Here is a 16,253-nt window from a genome sequence, read left to right as displayed (position 1 = left end):
ATAACGCATGTCAGATGAAAATTATCAAGACCTAAACTTAAGAAAATCAAATTAATCGCCTCTTCAAGGGGCGGTTTTCTTTTGGTCGAAAATCAACAATAAACGAAAACAGAACCTAAAGAATAAAGAGCCCAACGGCTCTCTGCACATGCCATAATCATTGCTCCTTTGTCAAACTAAGCAACCTATTGTTATCTATACCCCTCACCAGTGTGCTTTAAAACGCTCAATGGGACGCATCATTTCGTAATCTTCAAGCTCCAGCATGTGACAATGCCATACATACGCCCAGTGAAGGGTCCAAAAAGGGCTATAACGGATGTAACGTAAAAAGGGGGGCCGAACTCTTTTAATCCCATTTCGTAGGGATTAGGAGGAGTGGGAGGTCCCGTGAAAATAAGGTTTCCGGTTTTTTGAAAATGAGAAGCATCAAAAGGTTGGCGATCAAGAATTTGAAAGTTAACCAAATGGAGATGGATGGGGTGAGGATCATCATAATTAGTGGTCTGATTAAGAACCAGGAGGTAATCGTTGCTATTCATCGAATAGGAATGTTATTCAGAATAGAAACGAGGACGAGAATGTCAATTCGAAAACTAATTATCAATCTCTTGTTAACCGCTCTAGTCTTTTCCTCCCTTTTCACCTTAAGTACGTACGCGGCGTCTCCAACTGCCAGCTCATTGGCTTCATCTTATGGAGGCGAGTGGGTTGACAAAGCATTGGTCGAGGTCGAGGATTTTGACGGTACGATCAACATTACATTCAACAAGCAAACTGGCAAGGCTAAATTGGATTATGATGCCTGGGGTTCAGGGGAAACCTACATCTTTCATTCGGTGACACCCATAACAATTGATGAACAAAATCCTGTGAAGTTCACCTACGAATATCAGGATTATAACCAGCACGGGGAAGTAGGGACCTTTCGAGGAGAGGGTATTATTCAATTCAAACCAGGCGTAATCGTACTTCGGATGGGAGTACTTCCATCCGATATAGACCCGATCTTTGCGCAGCCGCGGAGCTTTATTCGTGATCCTTATGCTAACTGGGTTCCAAAGCCTGGGGATGCCTTAAGTGTTGTATCCAAATACTGCAACTGCAAGGAATCAAATTTGGTGAAGTTCGATTACCCGGTTGCAGACAATGAAAGCAATAAAAATTGGATTGTCTATGTCAACGTGTATGTAAGAGGTATCTTCCTAACCGAATATAAAGTGAATCTTCACACCTATAAGGCAACAGATTTAAAGGATTCATGGTCGGAAGCCTATCAATCTTTTGACAAAATCGAGGCTTCAAAAATTACAGCGTCCTCCACACTCCCCAAATCGAAAGTATCTTCCCATAATTCAAGTCAAGTAATCGATGGCGATACGGCCACCTGCTGGTGCGAAGGGGTTAAGGGGAACGGAATCGGGCAGAGCTTTACGATTCGATTTACCAAAACAATTGAAATCGGCAGCCTCAAGATTTTGCCGGGCTATGGGAAATCCATCTCCACTTATCTGGAAAACAACAGTGTTCGTAAAGCAAGAATAACCTTCTCTGATGGAACATCGATCATTGCTGATTTCACGAAGGGATCCAGGTTTGACTTGCCAGAAGAGAAAATGACAACCAGTATTACGTTCACCATATTGGATATTGTTCCAGGCTCCAAGTATAACGATACTTGTGTATCGGAACTAGCCATCTCATAAATGGATGCCGAGTTCGTATATTCGCGGATTGAGCGCACAAGATCAACAACTCCTAATCTATCCTGAAACAACTTTATTTCATCATCTAATGGTTGCCGCATCAGCGGCATGAATATCTTGAACAACAAAAACCGGAGGCCATCTAGCCTTCGGTTTCTTGTTGCAATCACCATTTTAATTTGCACGTTTATTCGGTTTTAGCACGAGTCTTCGCATGATGGAACCCATCAAGGATACGTTCTCCTCAATGATAAAGCCTGCTTTTTCAATATTTTGCAGTGTTCTGCGGTTGATGTTAGCTCCCCAGAGTCTGACTGTAATTGGATTAAGTACATCCATTAATAATCCTGCAAACGGCTGCTCGCTGCGCATGTGCTCCAGCAGAAGCACTTTCCCGCCCGGCTTGCACACTCTTCGGATTTCCAGTAAACCGGCTACAGGATCAGGCACCGAACAAAAGACGCAGGTCGCAATGACATAATCAAATGAATCGTCGGGAAAAGTCATATGCTGGGCGTCCATCTCCAAAAGCGTTACCGGAAATGGAGCGCGGATTGCTTTTGGTTTGGCATAGCGAAGCATGCCCGGGCTGAAATCAATACCGGTAACGCCCGCTGTGTGTGCCGGATAATAGGACAAATTGGCTCCAGTTCCCACGCCTACCTCCAACACCTCACCGTCCACACCATTAAGCAGTTCAGTCCGCCATTCTTTTTTGATCATCCGATCCATTAGATCAAAGATTCCCGATATCCGGTCATACCGTTTTCTAATGATGTCTGTTCTATTTTCATTCATGCTTCATGATTCCTCCTAGTCCTCGTCAACGGAAATTATTTCATGTTCATCATAGAATGGTTTGGATGCTTAGGGCTAGGAATTATGGTATTGGGTGAGCTGCCGGTGGAGTACAGAAAAATGAAAGCAGCAATAGCCAGGAACATAAGGAATGGAGTACGAAAGATCCAAGGTGAGCGTTTCAGAACAGATTCCTCGATCTGACCTTGGAGCATCAGGGTATGAACAAATTGAAGGAAACCGCAGGCGGCCATAAAAATAAAAATCACTCGATTCCACTCGGACGAAGGCAGCATAACAATGAGCATCGCCCCCATCAAACCGGCCATCATGCCGGATAGCGCCCCGTTCAGAAATGCTCCGATATGGATAACAGAGCCGATGATCCCTCCTGCGAGGATGCCTGTCAGCACACTGAGCAACAAAGACAGGAAAATGTTCGATGAAAATCCGGCGCCAATAATCGTCCCGCTGCCAAAGCCGGCAATCATTCCGCTTGCCATTGGCGAAATCATTGCCATTGTGCCCGTTACGGCGGAGCGGAAGCGATAAATAAAGCTAAACGACCAACCAATAATAAAAGTATAGAAGATAGCTGCGATAATCCAGTTGGACATGAGTACAACCCCCTGCTTGTTTATATTGTATCGTATGAGCCCAAGTACATGGATACCTCAATTTTTCAACATATTTTCTCCATAATCTCTCCTTACAATAAGAGTATAAATAACAAAGCGTATGGGAGGTATTTATTATGAATTGGTCTTGGCTGCTAACGCTGATTTGCCCGTTAATGATGATATTTATGATGTTTGGAATGCGTGGGGGACATCATCATGGAAGCCATAAGAAACAAGTGACAACAGAACAGCTTCAGGAAGAACTGACGGAATTGAAGGCACAAAATGAGCGGATGCGCAAAGAAATACAGGGCTTAAAATCATAGAGAACGAAGAAGGTGGGCATTGTGCCGAAGCTCCAAGTGTTAATTGTGGATGATGAATGGAATATGAGGAACCTGCTCCGGATTTATTTGATGAAGGAAGGATTCCAGATTCAGGAGGCGTCTACAGGGCTGGAGGCGTTATCCATGGTCAAGAAGCATTCCTTTGATATTATTTTGCTCGATGTCATGATGCCTGATATGGATGGCTGGCAAGTATGCAAGGCGATCAGAGAAACGGAAACGGTTCCGATATTAATGCTGACGGCGCGTACTGAAACCAAGGATAAGATTCATGGATTGGGGATAGGCGCGGATGATTATTTAACCAAGCCGTTTGATTCAGAAGAACTCCTGGCCCGAATATATTCATTAATCCGCAGATCAACGATTACACAGACTTCACTGCCTCAGCAGTTGGTGCTTGAATTTCCGCAAATGACCATATTCCCCGACGCGCGGGAGGTTCGGATTCAAGATGAGTTGATTGAGTTTACCCCGAAGGAGTTTGATCTGCTGGCTGTATTAGCCCAAAGCAGGCAGCGCGCCTTCAGCAGGGAGGAACTCGTCGAAAGGTTATGGGGATATGATTATGAGGGCGAAGTCCGGGTCGTGGATACCCATATCAAGAATATACGTGAAAAACTGCACAAAGCGGGAATGACCTACAATCCTATTCAAACGGTGTGGGGAGTTGGCTATAAGTTTTATGCTTCCGGGGAACAGGAATGAGGAACAACCGGATCGGATTGAAACTTGGCCTGATTATCATCACCTTATTCTTAATCGTGCTGGTATTTCTGGGATTCTCCATTGACCGCATGTTTACTAACTATTATTATGCCCGCATGCAGACCGAAACGGAGGAGCTTACTTCCCACTTTGCGGTAATGGCGGACTCCACTGATGCAACGTCTGAGCAGACAATGAAGACGTTTGCCGAGTTCTCAAATGTCAGTGTTTTTAATATTCGGCAGGATGGAGCGGTGATTCTTCATTCGGGAGTGCATGATCCATCAGACAGAACCTTTATCCGGACCTCCGATCTAAAGAAGATTTTTTCCGGGAAAAAGGTGAACTTACTGTACGAGGATACTGCAGGACACCGTTACTTTGTGTCGGGGCAACCCATTCATGGAGGCGAAGGTGCAGCATCCGCTCTTTATGTTATGTCATCTACGGAACAGATGGAGCAATCGTTATCGGGTGTGCGGAATTTACTGATCCTTTCTGGAATGGGCGCATTCTTACTGGCCCTTGGGATCACGTGGATTATCGCCCAATTTCTATCCCGTCCGCTTCTGCAAATGCAGCAGGCGACCCGCAACATTGCCGCCGGTGAGCTGGAAACGAGACTGGAACTCAAAAGCCGGGATGAAATGGGCGCCTTGGCCGAAGCAATCAATGATTTAGCGGTTGATCTTCAGCGTTACCGGGATACACGCCAGGAATTTTTTGCTAATATATCTCATGAGCTGCGTACTCCGATCACTTATCTGGAGGGTTATTCCCGAGTGGTGAAGGATGAGCTATATGAGACCGATGCGGAGAAAAATCAATACCTTGATATTATCTACGAAGAATCGGTCCGGCTTCAGCATCTGGTCGATGATTTGTTTGACCTGGCAAAGATGGAAGAAGGGAAAATCACACTTGTTCTTGAATGGGTTGATTTGTCTGAGCTCACTGAACATGCGGTCAGGAAGGTTGAATTGAAGGCCAGAGTAAAAAATTTAAGTTTATTGATTCTGAAATCCGGAACGGCCTCATGCGTATGGGCAGATGGTAAACGGATGGAGCAGATTGTACTGAACTTGCTTGAAAATGCCATTCGTTATACAGAACATGGAGGCATTAAGGTATATTTGTTATATGAAGCTGCTGCTGTAACGCTAATTGTAGAGGATACCGGAATAGGTATTCCTGAAGATGAACTCCCCTATATTTTTGAACGTTTTTATAGAGTGGAAAAGTCTCGCTCCCGTCAATTCGGAGGCACCGGATTAGGATTATCGATCGTGAAGAAATTGGTAGAGCTGCAGGAAGGAAAAATACAAGTCTCCAGTAAAGCAGGAGAAGGAACCCGCTTTGAAATCCGGTTTGCCCTGCAATCAGGGTGTGGGGAGGGGAGCACATGAAAAAAATAGAGTGGCTGATTGCCATTCTGTTCATAGGAATGGGTTTAATGTGCATGACCATACCTGCGCTATCTTACCAAAGCGATGCTCTAATGCATTTTGGCGGTTACATCAAAACGTTCTTAATCTGCGCTGTATTGCTAATCGCATTTATATTTCTGCTGGCAAGCTGGATTCGTCAGAGAAAAAAACGTTGAAAGAGGCCCTTAAAGCCGGTCAAATGGCTGGAAGGGCCTCTTTGGCGTATCCTTCAGTTCTTACTTATACGTCTTGGCAATAGCATTGGCTGTGACAATCGCGTTATAAACATCCGCCGGTTCAACCGGGAATGGCATATTACCCATCGTGTCCCCTTCCGCGCAAGCGGCTTCCGCTACCTGGCGCCACTCGGACTCGATGAATTCCGTGCATCCCAGATCTTCGAGCGTCAAAGGCAGACCTACATCCTTAACCAGCTTAATGACCGTTTCGAGCTCATCGAGCGGCGCATTTTCGAGCACCAATTGGGCCAGAAGGCCAAAGGTTACTTTCTCGCCGTGCTGGGCTTTATGTACCGAAGGTACAGCCGTCATCCCGTTATGGATGGCATGCGCAGCAGCCAAGCCGCCGGATTCCGCCCCGACTCCGCTCAAATAAATGGTTGCTTCGATCGTTTCTTCAACCGCGCGGGTATACACCTTTTGCTCGACGGCGCGTTGTGCCTTGACTGCATGCTGCAGCAGCGCCTCATAGCACATTGTTGCAATGCCAAGGCCTGTTGTGGAAGGCTTCATCAGGACGAGGTTATCGCCGTTCGCGGCATAGCAAGCCCGGGCTTCAAAATAGGTTGCGAGCGCATCGCCGATGCCTGCGGCAAAAAAACGTGCCGGCGCGGCCGCCAAGATGCCTGTATCGGCAATCACAACATCCGGATTGCTCGGCAGGAAGAGATATTCGTCAAAGGAGCCGTCTTTCTTGTAAATGACGGACAGGGCCGTGCAAGGAGCGTCTGTCGATGCCAGAGTAGGAAAAATAACAACCGGCAATTTCTCGTAATAGGCCGTTGCTTTTGCCGTATCCAGCGTTTTTCCCCCGCCGATGCCCACGATAATATTGGCTCCGGCTTTGCGGGCCAGCTCACGGTTGCGCTCAATTTCTTCCTTGGTGCATTCATAGTTGAATTTTTCAAACGTCGCCTTATTTCCCGCTTCGGCGATCGAGGCGCCTGCTTCGTTCTTTGCGCGCTCCAGGATGAACTCGTCGCAAATGACATAGGCGTTGTCGCCGAAGCTTTGGATGTGCTCATTCAAATGGGCAAGCAAACCATGTCCGCAAATAAACTTTTTGGGTGAGGTGATAGAACGTACAAATGATGTCATAATTACCAGTCCTTTCAATTCAATTTTGTGTATTTAAACATTGCTTATTATAAAACTTACCAATTGATCTGGCAAATATTGTGTTATGTATTTACTAAAAATTAATAGATTTGTAACAAAATGAACTATTATTTTCGAATTTGGGTTCCGTCGAGTTGAAATCATAACAAAAAACTGCCGAGCTCTTATGAGACGACAGATTTTATATGATACGAATTAGCCCGCTTAGATTTTCCGAGGTCTTATCCAAGTTTGTATTGAAACTATGTCTGAAAATGGCTTGTTCATTTGATCGTGGTCCAATTCAATCAGCGTCCCGTCCATATTAATCCCGGCTTTGATTTTGGCGATCGTATAGGCTGCGTTATATGCGGTTGCCCCGCCGAAAGAATGGCCCATAATGCCTACATGGTTCAAATCGACTTTATCTTTAAAATCAGTCTCCATCCGTCCTGCATTTAATGCTTCCAATTGGCTTATGACAAACTCTACATCCTGAGTCCATATATCCCCGACAGCGCGGGCCTTATCATAGACATCCTCAGCAGACAGCTCCGTTGTGAACCCTGTTATATGGCCGTCCGAAAATGCCGTCGCCGTCGTGCTGTACGTATGGTCGATAGCGGCTACGATATACCCGTGGCTTGCCAGATGTTCGGCTTGCGAAGCATGAAGCATTCGGCTGGTGCCCATTCCATGGTTTATGATAACCAAGGGGTACGGTTGGGCGGAGGATAAGACGGGTGCATCTTGAAAGGAATGGCTGCGCGTATATTTCCAATAATCCAGAACAAATGCAGGCAGATGAAACCCCTCGGCAAAAGCTGATATGTAATTGTGAAAGATTTGCGGGTCCTGCGGGAAAAGAAACTGCGGCGGGCTGGATGTCTTTTCCGCCGGGTACCACACTTGTACGACGAGCTCGCGTTTATCTCCCGGATCGTCGGTGAGCTTCTCCTCGCGGTTTCCGTCGGTCCAATCGAAGGTAACCGTTCCGACCGCGTCCGGTCCGTCCGGCTTGGGTAAAACAATAACTGGCAGGGCTGCGGCCAGAACAGTGGAGAGTATAACCAGCGCTTAGCGCAAGGCCGCTTATATACCGGAGAACAAGCCGTTTTTTTACCGCCGGAACCGGTCTGAACAGTCTTCGCAGTATGCTTGTGAGCAGAATGAGAGTGACGAAATAAAGGGGGACCAGCTGCCACCGGTAGCCTTCCAGAAGCAGCTGCATCACCGGAAGTGTGAGCAATCCGGCGCCAATCAGGATATTCGCAGTTTTGCGGGGAGGGGGGGCCTAATATAAGTCAAAAAAACCAACTCCACCCGACGTGGAAGTTGGCTTCTATCTAAGTTTATACCATGTTGACCATCAAATCCCCGTGGGGGTCTGCAAAGCTAATGGAGAAACTCCTTTTATAGAAGGCCCTTACCACGTTATGCAAATGCCACCACCACTCGTCTTCTGGCTTATTGCTATTCTGAAAGTCATGAATGAGCTTCAGTTTATCGTAGAATCCCTTGGCGTTAGACAGGAGGATCAAATCATATAGATTAACCTCCAGCTTCTCTTCGTCGGTCAATTCTCGGAAATACGAATGAATCTTGCTCCGCAGCCGGAGCATTTCGACCATTTCAAAGGGGCTGGCATCCAAGTCTTTCACATCCATCCCATAATGGTCAATATCATTTTGCCTAGACATATCGGAGCACCTCCTTGATTGTTCCTGTTACGGGGAATAGATTATCTCCATTATATCATCGGAGAGAACTCACGCCTATCATGAATCCAAGAATGCCATGTGGCTCAACTACACTTTTTGGTGTTATCATATTATGATGCCGCAACCCTAAGCTTAGCAGGTTAACACCCGTACGCCCGGAGCAGACCCCGGCCCCAGATGAATCGACCGGTCGCTGATCGCCTCCACATCCTGCTGGTCGTGGGTAACGAACAGGCAGGTCATTTGCGCTTTCTTTAGAATGGCCCGCAGTTCGGAACGGATCGCGTCCTTCAGCCCCGCATCCAGGTTGCTAAAGGGTTCGTCCATCAGCAGCACCTCCGGCTTCTGCGCCAGCGCCCGGGCGAGCGCCACCCTCTGCTGCTGTCCGCCGCTCAGCTCATGCGGGTACCGATCCTTGAATTCGCCGAGCTGGACAAGATCAAGCATGTCCTCCAGCCGTTTGCCCCGTTCTTTACGGGGGAGACGGTGCAGGGCGAACTCGATATTTTTGCGGACCGTCATATGAGGGAACAGGGCGTAATCCTGAAACACCATACCGACGCCCCGCCGCTCCGGCTGGATGTAGCAGCCCTCATTCACAACGGGAGCCCCGTTGATCCGAATCTCGCCGCCCGAGGGAATCTCCAGACCCGCAATCAGCCGCAGCAGCGTGCTTTTTCCGTTTCCGCTTGCGCCTACAATTCCGACGATATCCCCTTTTTCAATGGAACAGGAGAACCGGTTGATCACCGGGGACTTGCTCCGCTCATAAGAGAAGGATAGATTCCGGATGTCTACAATACTCATTGCTCCCACCTCCTGTCTAAATAATGCATAACGTAAACCGAGATCAAGCTGATGCCAATGATAAGCAATGAGGGAATGGCCGCCTCGAAAATCTGTTCATCGCTGGCATACCGGTAAGCTTTTGTAGTCAGGGTCTCGAAATTGAAGGGTCTAAGGATTAGAGCCAGCGGCAGCTCTTTGCAGATTTCCACAAAGGTCAGGAGGCATCCGCTCATCACCGCTCCCTTAATCAAAGGCAGATCCACCTTGAAAAAGGTTGCGGTCATTCCGTGCCCCAGCATGCGGGACGCTTCCGTATATTTCCGGCCCATTTTCTCAAACCCGACTTCCACGGCGTTATACCCGGTAGCCATAAACCGGATCACATACCCCGCGATCAGCATCGCGAGCGTCAGGCTTAGCACGAGGGGGATTCCCCCAAGCGTGAGCTGATGATGGAAGGCCGCCCAGACTTTATCCAGCTTCAAAAAAACAACCAGCACACCGATGGCGATAATGGCCCCGGGCATCGAATAGCCAGCGGTTATCGCCTTGGAGAGCACAAAGGAAGCGGTGGAACGCGTCCGGTTCGCCCCAGCGGCAATCAGCGAAAAAATCATGATGATCAAGGTGGAGACGACAGCCACGAACAAGGTTTGATAGATCAGCCGGAACAATCCCGCGTTCCACATGCTGTCAAAGGTCCAGCCCGCCCATACGATTAACTGCATAAGCGGGAACAAAAAGGCCGCGCACCAAACGATTGCACACAGCAGGCCGGCCGCCCACCCGGGAACTCCCGTTAAGCGCCTCGGCACAAGCGGCCTCGACTTACTCGTCGTCGAGCTGTAAGCGCGCCGTTTGCGCAGCAGCATTTCGACCAGGAACAAGCCGATGACAATCATCATGAGCCAGGCGGCAAGGCGCATCGCCGAATCGGCGTCATACATCCCGAACCAGGTCTGGAAGATCGCCGTGGAGACGGTCTGTATGCCAAAATAACTCGTGACCCCGTAATCGCTCAGCACCTCAAATATGACCAGGCTGATACTGCCCGCAATCGCCGGCCGGGACAAAGGAAGCGCGATCCGCAGGAAGATGGACAGGCCGCTTCTTCCCAGCAGCCGGGCGTTCTCAATGTATGAGGCGCTCTGTTTTTCCAGAAACGATTTGGTAATCAGATATACATAAGGAAACAAAAACAAGGTGAATACAAGGACCGCGCCCCGCATGGAGGAGACGGTAATCAGCTCCTGATTGGGGACCATTCCGAACCGGTTCCGCAGCGTGGTCTGGACAACGCCGGTGTAGCTGAACATCGTGCTGTATGTAAAAGCGGCAATGTATGGAGGAATGGCCAGAGGAAGAATCAGCGCCCATCTGAAGAACTGTTTTCCCGGAAAATCATAGACCGCCGTAAGCCAGGCCAGCGTTACCCCGAGCAATGCTGTCAGGACGGCAACCGTTAGCGTCAGCTGAACCGTCTGGGCGATATAATCCTTTACGAGATACTGCCTGATTTGAACCCAATTGCCATTTGGCGGATTAAAGATCGAGAGCAGTACAAAAAGAATGGGCAGCAATATAACTGCCGCCCCCGCCAAGCTTACGATTCGCCAACCGCTAAGGCGTCTTTGTATCTGTACCTTAACTGTGTTTAGATTCATAAATTATTTCCAGCCTGTTTTGTTTATGATCTCAATTGCTTTGGCATTATGAACACCCAGTTTGTTGAAATCGATGTGCTGCGTTTTGAACGTTCCCCAGGATTTGAGCAGCTCGGGCAGCTCGGCTTTGGCATTGACTGGGAACTCGAAGTTTTCATTGGTAACCATCGTCTGCGCTTCGGCGCCGGTCAGGAATTCGATCAGCTTGACGGCGTTGTCCTTGTTCTTGCTGTACTTGGTTACAGCCGCGCCGCTGATATTCACATGGGTGCCTGTTGTATCCTGGTTAGGGAAGAAGACGCCGATGCTTTTGCCGACCTTCGCTTCTTCCGGATCATCCGAATTGATCAGCAGGCCCACGTAGTACGTATTCATCAGCGCTACATCGCCTACACCGGCGACAATGGCCTTGGCTTGGTCACGGTCATTTCCTTCCGGAGTGCGAGCCAGATTGGCTACCAATCCTTTGGACCATTCTTCGGCTTTCGCTTCGCCGTTCAATTCAATGAAGGAGGACAGCAGGGACTGGTTGTACAAGCTGGAGGATGGACGGACAAGCACTTTGCCTTTCCAGGCCGGGCTGGTCAGATCCTCATAGGTGGAGAGCTGCTCCGGTTTTACGCGATCCTTGGAGTAGACGATGACGCGAGCGCGTGTGGAGAGCCCAATCCACTGATTGTCCGGGTCACGCAGCTCTTTCGGAACATTCTGGTCGATCGTTGCCGAAGTGACCGGCTGGAGCAGTCCGGCCTGCTTGGCATTGTTCAACACGCCGCCGTCTACCGTGAGGAACAGGTCGGCCTGCGTGCTTTCGCCTTCACGCTTCATGCGCTCAATCAGTTCCTCCGCTTTGCCTTCAATGACGTTCACTTTGACGCCGGTTTCTTCCGTGAATTTCTTATACAGCAGCGCGTCTACATCATAGTTCCGGGCGGTATAGATATTGACGACTTGCTCCGCTGCCTGTGCAGTCGGCTCACTCTTCTCTGTATTCGCCGTACCGGCTTCACTTGCCTTGTCCGCTCCGCATCCGGCTAACAGACCGGCAGCAAGTACTCCCGTAAGCAATGGAGCAAAGAATTTACGCTTCATCATTTTCAAACATCCCCCTAAGATAATGATTATTATTCTCAATTGGCAACATGATAACTTTAATGCTTTCTCTATGTCAATAACATTAACTTTAAATATTTCAGAATTCATAATAGTAATTTTAAATAAGCACATTTTCGTCACAATCTCGCAGCGGAATTCCACATCCTGGGATATAGAGGGATCTAGTTACAATTCTGTTCTTTTTAACGAAATCAACGTATGCCTGGACAGTGCCTTTTTCTTTATAAAAAACGAGGTTACAAAGAGATTGACAGTCTTGTTTTCCGTATAATAAAGTAATTAATAGTTACAAAATATTAACTAATTGCCGCCCACCAGCTAACTCCGTAGGCATTGAAAGGGAGAAAAGTTCTGAAGAAAGTCATCCTATCGCTGCTAGCAGCCGCTGCTATATTTACTTCCGCCGCACCCCGTACATATGCAAGTGAAGTTAATCTTGAGAGTGTCGTGAACCAGGTTCTAGGAACACCATACGTTTATGGCGGTACTACAACCTCAGGGTTCGATTGTTCCGGATTCATCCTCTATGTATTAAAGAAATTTGATGTCGATAATCTGCCGCGCACCTCCCAGTCCCAAGCTAAGGCAGGAACTTCAGTAGCCAAAGAAGATCTGCGTGCCGGTGATTTGGTGTTTTTTGATACATTGGGCAGGGGGATTTCCCACGCAGGAATCTACATAGGTGACGGTCAGTTTGCACACTCTTCCAGCCGCAAGGGAGTAAGAATAAGCAAGCTGTCGGATGCATATTATCAAGACCGTTATGTTACCGCCCGCCGGGTAACGGATGAGAACAGTTATTCTGAGATGGTTAGCGAATAAATGAAATTAAAAGGACAAGCCCTTAGTATCTTACCTGGCTTGTCCTTTTTGTTTGGTAGAGAAATCAGCCTCTTTAATGCTTCAAACCTCCCCGACAATCTCCCCGCAGCGCGAAGTATCGTAGCCTCCGAGTCCGCTTACTTCATGCTGGAATTCGGGCGACCGCAGAGTCGCCAGAAGCGCCTGGAAATGCGGCTTGTCCATATCTTCCTTGTAAAACACAAGGTCGTACCGCTCCTTCTTGAGCGGAATGAAATCGACGCCGGACACCTGCTGCGCCGCTTTCTCCGTTCCGATCCCCACATCGGCAATTCCCCGCGCGACAGCGCTGGCCACAGCGATATGGCTCATCTCCTCATGCCCGTAACCCTGAATGGAATGGGCATCCGCGTTCATACTGCGCAGCCATTCGTCCAGCATGATGCGGGTTCCCGAACCTTTTTCCCGATTAGCAAAATGGATTCCAGGTTCTAATAGACTCTCCCAAGAGCGCATATTCTTCGGGTTGCCGGGAGCGACATAGAATCCCTGATTGCGGAACACCAGATTAACGATTACGCACCGGTGCCCGGGCAGAAGTCTGCGGACGTAAGGAATGTTAAATTCATCGGTTTCACCATCCCATAAATGAGCGGCGGCGAGATTCGCAGTGCCCCTGTATAGGGAGAGAAGCCCGTCAAGACTGCCGACATAGGAACGCAGGGAGCGGATGGATGGGTTTCTTTTTTCAATATGCCTGGAAAGCACGTCTAGAACTATGTCTTGGCCGCATATGATGAGTCCGTGATTATCCAGAATCAGCTTCTCCATGGAAACCGCCGGCGCTTCGGGCTGATGCTTTGGAGCAGCATAGGAAGGGCGGGTGTATGCTTCAAGATCGGCTGGAGCGACCCGCAGCTTTTTGCCAATACGGTAGGATGGAAGCTCCCCTCGCTTAATGAGATCATACACGGTGCCTTTGGAAATTTTGAGAATTTTGGAAACCTCTTCGGGTGAATAGGAAAGCGTGTTATCGGACATGTGGAAGATCACCTCGTCAATATTCGTTCAAATGTTGCTCTTGTCAATTATTATAGGCTAGGATACACTTTTTTTAAATCCGGTTTTGTTGTGTTTCGTGGCGTTTTGTTCGGTTTTGTAAGAGAGGAGCCGTTATGAATGAATGAAAAAGGAAAAAAATCGCTGCTTGCATTGCTAACAGGAACGCCAATCGGCTGCCTGGGCGGGTTAATTGGACTCGGCGGGGCGGAATTCCGTCTCCCTGTGCTGGTAGGTTTGTTCAAATATTCTACACGGCAGGCGGTTGCTTTCAATTTGGCCGTCAGCCTGGTTACCCTGATCTCCTCGCTGGCTTTTCGTCTTCCTCAGGCACCGCTTAAAGAGCTGACGGCCATCCTGCCGGTCATTGCCTCTTTTATTGCCGGGGGGATGATTGGCGCATACACGGGAGCGAACTACTCGAAGCGGCTGTCTGAACGGACGCTTGAGAAGGTTATTCTCATTCTGCTTGTTTCCATTGGCGTATTGCTTGTAGCGGAAGGCGTCTCTCCCGTTGTCTCCAGCGGAATTCCGATGATTCTTCCGGTTGCCATTCTCGTTGGGATTGCTTTTGGGATAGGAATCGGTATTGTAAGCAGCTTGCTTGGGGTAGCCGGAGGGGAACTGATTATTCCGACTCTGCTGCTCGTTTACGGGGTGGATATCAAGATAGCGGGGACCGCCAGTGTCCTGATTAGTCTGCCGACAGTGGTGATCGGAATGATCAAGCATGCTTCCAACGGGGCTTATAGGGAGAAAAAAGAATGGAGCGAACTGGTCTTTCCCATGGGGGTCGGTTCGATTCTGGGTTCGTTCATCGGCGGGCTCTTAATCGCTTACATCTCTTCCAGCCTGCTGAAGTTGGTGCTGGGCTTCATTCTGATTCTGTCTGCCATCAAGATGTTTACAAAAGCGTTCAAATCCGCACGGGTAAGCAGCGTTGCCATTACGCCTCCCGCCGATGGGAAGCGATGATTTCCCGGACGCGATTCAGCGTCTCCGTGAAATCCGTGCCGTCGTTATTCCACAGGACGGCGTCCGCAGGCTGCATGTAGGCTTCGGTGAGCTCCTGCTCCCGGGCCTTGCGCAGTCTGTTTGCCCTTTCAGCCGCATCTCCGCCTCTTTCGGCCAGCCTTCTGGCAAGAGAGGCGAGGTCCGCGCCGATGTAGAGGGCGAGGATATGCTCTTGGTAGCGCTCTTTAAGCGCAAGTACGCCTGCAAGATCCAGGATGATATTGGCGTCCGCCGGACCGGCTATGGCTTCCTCGATGCTCGAACGCAGCGTTCCGTACCATTCTCCGTTATACTCGGTCCACTCGATCAGCTCCCCGCGCGCGATTTTCTCCCGGAAGCTTTCTTTGTCCAGGAACAAGTAATGTACGCCACCCGTTTCATTCGCCCGTGCCGGGCGGGTCGTCGCCGTGATGATTCGTGGAAATCCGGGGCCCGTCAACTGCCGCTGAATTTCGGTTTTGCCGGAAGCGGACGGACCGTACAGCACAATAATGCGTCCCAATGCCAACACTCCTTTCTTGGGAAATGGATGCGGAAAATCGTAATCGGATTAGTTATCCGCCGGACGGACTGACCAAACGGCTTATTCTCCCGCCGACAGAAGCATTTCGATATGCGGAATTCCATCTTCCAGATAGACGTCCGACACCGGCTCGAAGCCGAAGGAAGCGTAGAAGTCTTGAAGATAAGCCTGCGCATGGATTTTCATACGGGTTTCCCGCAAGCTTTCTCTGACAAAAGCAAGTCCCCTGCCGAACAGCTCTCTTCCGAGGCCCGTTCCCCGGAGCTTCGGATCGACGATGAACCGGCCGACTGACGCTTCGGGATAAGCCACGCCCGGAGGCAGAATTCGCAGGTAGGCGATAATCTCGCCTTGGTCCTCCAGGTACAGATGATGGCAGGCCGGGTCCTTGCCGTCCACCTCGGAATAGGGGCAGTTCTGTTCTACGACGAAAACATTGGTTCTTGCCTTCAAAATATTGTACAGCTCCAGATTGGACAGCTCGTCAAATGCTTTCAGATACCAGTTCATCAGCGCTCACCTCGTAAAGTCTTGGGATTTCAGGCCGCAGTTCCCAAATGGCCGCATCCGCTTCTGGCTTTCCGCCTCGGATCAGGTCATAATGGAACCAAGAATATCTTAAT

General features: G+C 49.0%; 19 protein-coding genes. 7 read left to right on the top strand and 12 right to left on the bottom strand.

Going from position 1 to position 16,253, the window contains the following annotated elements; translation table 11 throughout:
- Positions 1–239 precede the first annotated feature (239 nt).
- Positions 240–542 (bottom strand): multicopper oxidase domain-containing protein, encoded by a 303-nt coding sequence (locus PDUR_RS28285; protein WP_233277418.1) that lies wholly within the window; start codon positions 540–542, stop codon positions 240–242.
- Positions 543–581: 39 nt separating this feature from the next.
- Between PDUR_RS28285 and PDUR_RS21795 the strand changes: the two genes are divergently transcribed.
- Positions 582–1,706: an NADase-type glycan-binding domain-containing protein gene (locus PDUR_RS21795; protein ID WP_156130565.1), complete on the top strand. Its 1,125-nt coding sequence runs from the start codon at positions 582–584 to the stop codon at positions 1,704–1,706.
- A gap of 174 nt (positions 1,707–1,880) precedes the next feature.
- Here PDUR_RS21795 and PDUR_RS21790 read toward each other — a convergent pair whose 3' ends face one another.
- Positions 1,881–2,504, bottom strand: a complete 624-nt coding sequence (locus tag PDUR_RS21790) for a class I SAM-dependent methyltransferase (RefSeq protein WP_042208174.1) — start codon at positions 2,502–2,504, stop codon at positions 1,881–1,883.
- A 35-nt stretch (positions 2,505–2,539) separates the two neighbouring features.
- Positions 2,540–3,121, bottom strand: a complete 582-nt coding sequence (locus PDUR_RS21785) for a hypothetical protein (RefSeq protein WP_042208173.1) — start codon at positions 3,119–3,121, stop codon at positions 2,540–2,542.
- A gap of 137 nt (positions 3,122–3,258) precedes the next feature.
- Between PDUR_RS21785 and PDUR_RS21780 the strand changes: the two genes are divergently transcribed.
- From PDUR_RS21780 to PDUR_RS21765, 4 genes are read left to right on the top strand one after another with little or no spacing between them, the layout of a single operon-like run.
- Positions 3,259–3,450 (top strand): DUF2933 domain-containing protein, encoded by a 192-nt coding sequence (locus PDUR_RS21780; protein ID WP_042208172.1) that lies wholly within the window; start codon positions 3,259–3,261, stop codon positions 3,448–3,450.
- 21 nt (positions 3,451–3,471) lie between these two features.
- Positions 3,472–4,179 carry a response regulator transcription factor gene (locus PDUR_RS21775; RefSeq protein ID WP_179945169.1) on the top strand — a complete coding sequence of 236 codons (708 nt, stop codon included), beginning with the start codon at positions 3,472–3,474 and terminating at the stop codon, positions 4,177–4,179.
- Positions 4,176–5,585 (top strand): sensor histidine kinase, encoded by a 1,410-nt coding sequence (locus PDUR_RS21770; protein WP_042208171.1) that lies wholly within the window; start codon positions 4,176–4,178, stop codon positions 5,583–5,585. Before PDUR_RS21775 ends, PDUR_RS21770 begins: the two co-directional genes overlap by 4 nt.
- Entirely contained in the window at positions 5,582–5,782 is a 201-nt protein-coding gene (locus PDUR_RS21765; protein ID WP_042208170.1) for a hypothetical protein, read from the top strand. The genes PDUR_RS21770 and PDUR_RS21765 overlap by 4 nt, the downstream gene beginning before the upstream one ends.
- A 60-nt stretch (positions 5,783–5,842) precedes the next feature.
- Here the strand turns inward: PDUR_RS21765 and PDUR_RS21760 are convergent, their stop codons facing one another.
- The 6 genes from PDUR_RS21760 to PDUR_RS21735 all read right to left on the bottom strand — a co-directional run bounded on the left by PDUR_RS21760 (position 5,843) and on the right by PDUR_RS21735 (position 12,212).
- Positions 5,843–6,943 (bottom strand): glycerol dehydrogenase, encoded by a 1,101-nt coding sequence (locus PDUR_RS21760; RefSeq protein ID WP_042208169.1) that lies wholly within the window; start codon positions 6,941–6,943, stop codon positions 5,843–5,845.
- A 225-nt stretch (positions 6,944–7,168) separates the two neighbouring features.
- On the bottom strand, positions 7,169–7,975 hold the full coding sequence (locus PDUR_RS21755; RefSeq protein WP_233277593.1) for an alpha/beta hydrolase family protein: 807 nt from the start codon (positions 7,973–7,975) through the stop codon (positions 7,169–7,171).
- A 320-nt stretch (positions 7,976–8,295) separates the two neighbouring features.
- Positions 8,296–8,643: a hypothetical protein gene (locus PDUR_RS21750; RefSeq protein ID WP_042208168.1), complete on the bottom strand. Its 348-nt coding sequence runs from the start codon at positions 8,641–8,643 to the stop codon at positions 8,296–8,298.
- A 153-nt stretch (positions 8,644–8,796) separates the two neighbouring features.
- Positions 8,797–9,471: an ABC transporter ATP-binding protein gene (locus tag PDUR_RS21745; protein ID WP_042208167.1), complete on the bottom strand. Its 675-nt coding sequence runs from the start codon at positions 9,469–9,471 to the stop codon at positions 8,797–8,799.
- Positions 9,468–11,033, bottom strand: a complete 1,566-nt coding sequence (locus PDUR_RS21740; protein ID WP_330217220.1) for an ABC transporter permease — start codon at positions 11,031–11,033, stop codon at positions 9,468–9,470. The genes PDUR_RS21745 and PDUR_RS21740 overlap by 4 nt, the downstream gene beginning before the upstream one ends.
- 87 nt (positions 11,034–11,120) lie before the next feature.
- On the bottom strand, positions 11,121–12,212 hold the full coding sequence (locus tag PDUR_RS21735) for a Fe(3+) ABC transporter substrate-binding protein (protein ID WP_042208165.1): 1,092 nt from the start codon (positions 12,210–12,212) through the stop codon (positions 11,121–11,123).
- A 372-nt stretch (positions 12,213–12,584) separates the two neighbouring features.
- On the opposite strand from PDUR_RS21735, the gene PDUR_RS21730 reads away from it, so the two are divergent.
- Positions 12,585–13,055, top strand: a complete 471-nt coding sequence (locus PDUR_RS21730; protein ID WP_042209600.1) for a C40 family peptidase — start codon at positions 12,585–12,587, stop codon at positions 13,053–13,055.
- A gap of 81 nt (positions 13,056–13,136) precedes the next feature.
- Here the strand turns inward: PDUR_RS21730 and PDUR_RS21725 are convergent, their stop codons facing one another.
- Positions 13,137–14,075, bottom strand: a complete 939-nt coding sequence (locus PDUR_RS21725; RefSeq protein ID WP_042208164.1) for a substrate-binding domain-containing protein — start codon at positions 14,073–14,075, stop codon at positions 13,137–13,139.
- Positions 14,076–14,213: 138 nt separating this feature from the next.
- On the opposite strand from PDUR_RS21725, the gene PDUR_RS21720 reads away from it, so the two are divergent.
- Complete coding sequence (locus tag PDUR_RS21720) at positions 14,214–15,068, top strand: sulfite exporter TauE/SafE family protein (protein ID WP_042208163.1); 855 nt, start codon at positions 14,214–14,216, stop codon at positions 15,066–15,068.
- On the opposite strand, the gene PDUR_RS21715 is transcribed toward PDUR_RS21720, so the two are convergent.
- Positions 15,040–15,609: a guanylate kinase gene (locus PDUR_RS21715; protein ID WP_052410339.1), complete on the bottom strand. Its 570-nt coding sequence runs from the start codon at positions 15,607–15,609 to the stop codon at positions 15,040–15,042. The genes PDUR_RS21720 and PDUR_RS21715 overlap by 29 nt on opposite strands.
- A gap of 81 nt (positions 15,610–15,690) precedes the next feature.
- The gene (locus tag PDUR_RS21710; protein ID WP_042208162.1) at positions 15,691–16,140 is read right to left on the bottom strand and encodes a GNAT family N-acetyltransferase; all 450 of its coding nucleotides are present in this window, start codon (positions 16,138–16,140) and stop codon (positions 15,691–15,693) included.
- Positions 16,141–16,253 lie beyond the last annotated feature (113 nt).

The organism is Paenibacillus durus, assembly GCF_000756615.1.
In the GTDB taxonomy this organism is placed as follows: Bacteria; Bacillota; Bacilli; order Paenibacillales; family Paenibacillaceae; genus Paenibacillus_AQ; species Paenibacillus_AQ durus.
This window is presented reverse-complemented; position numbering and strand designations above follow the sequence as displayed.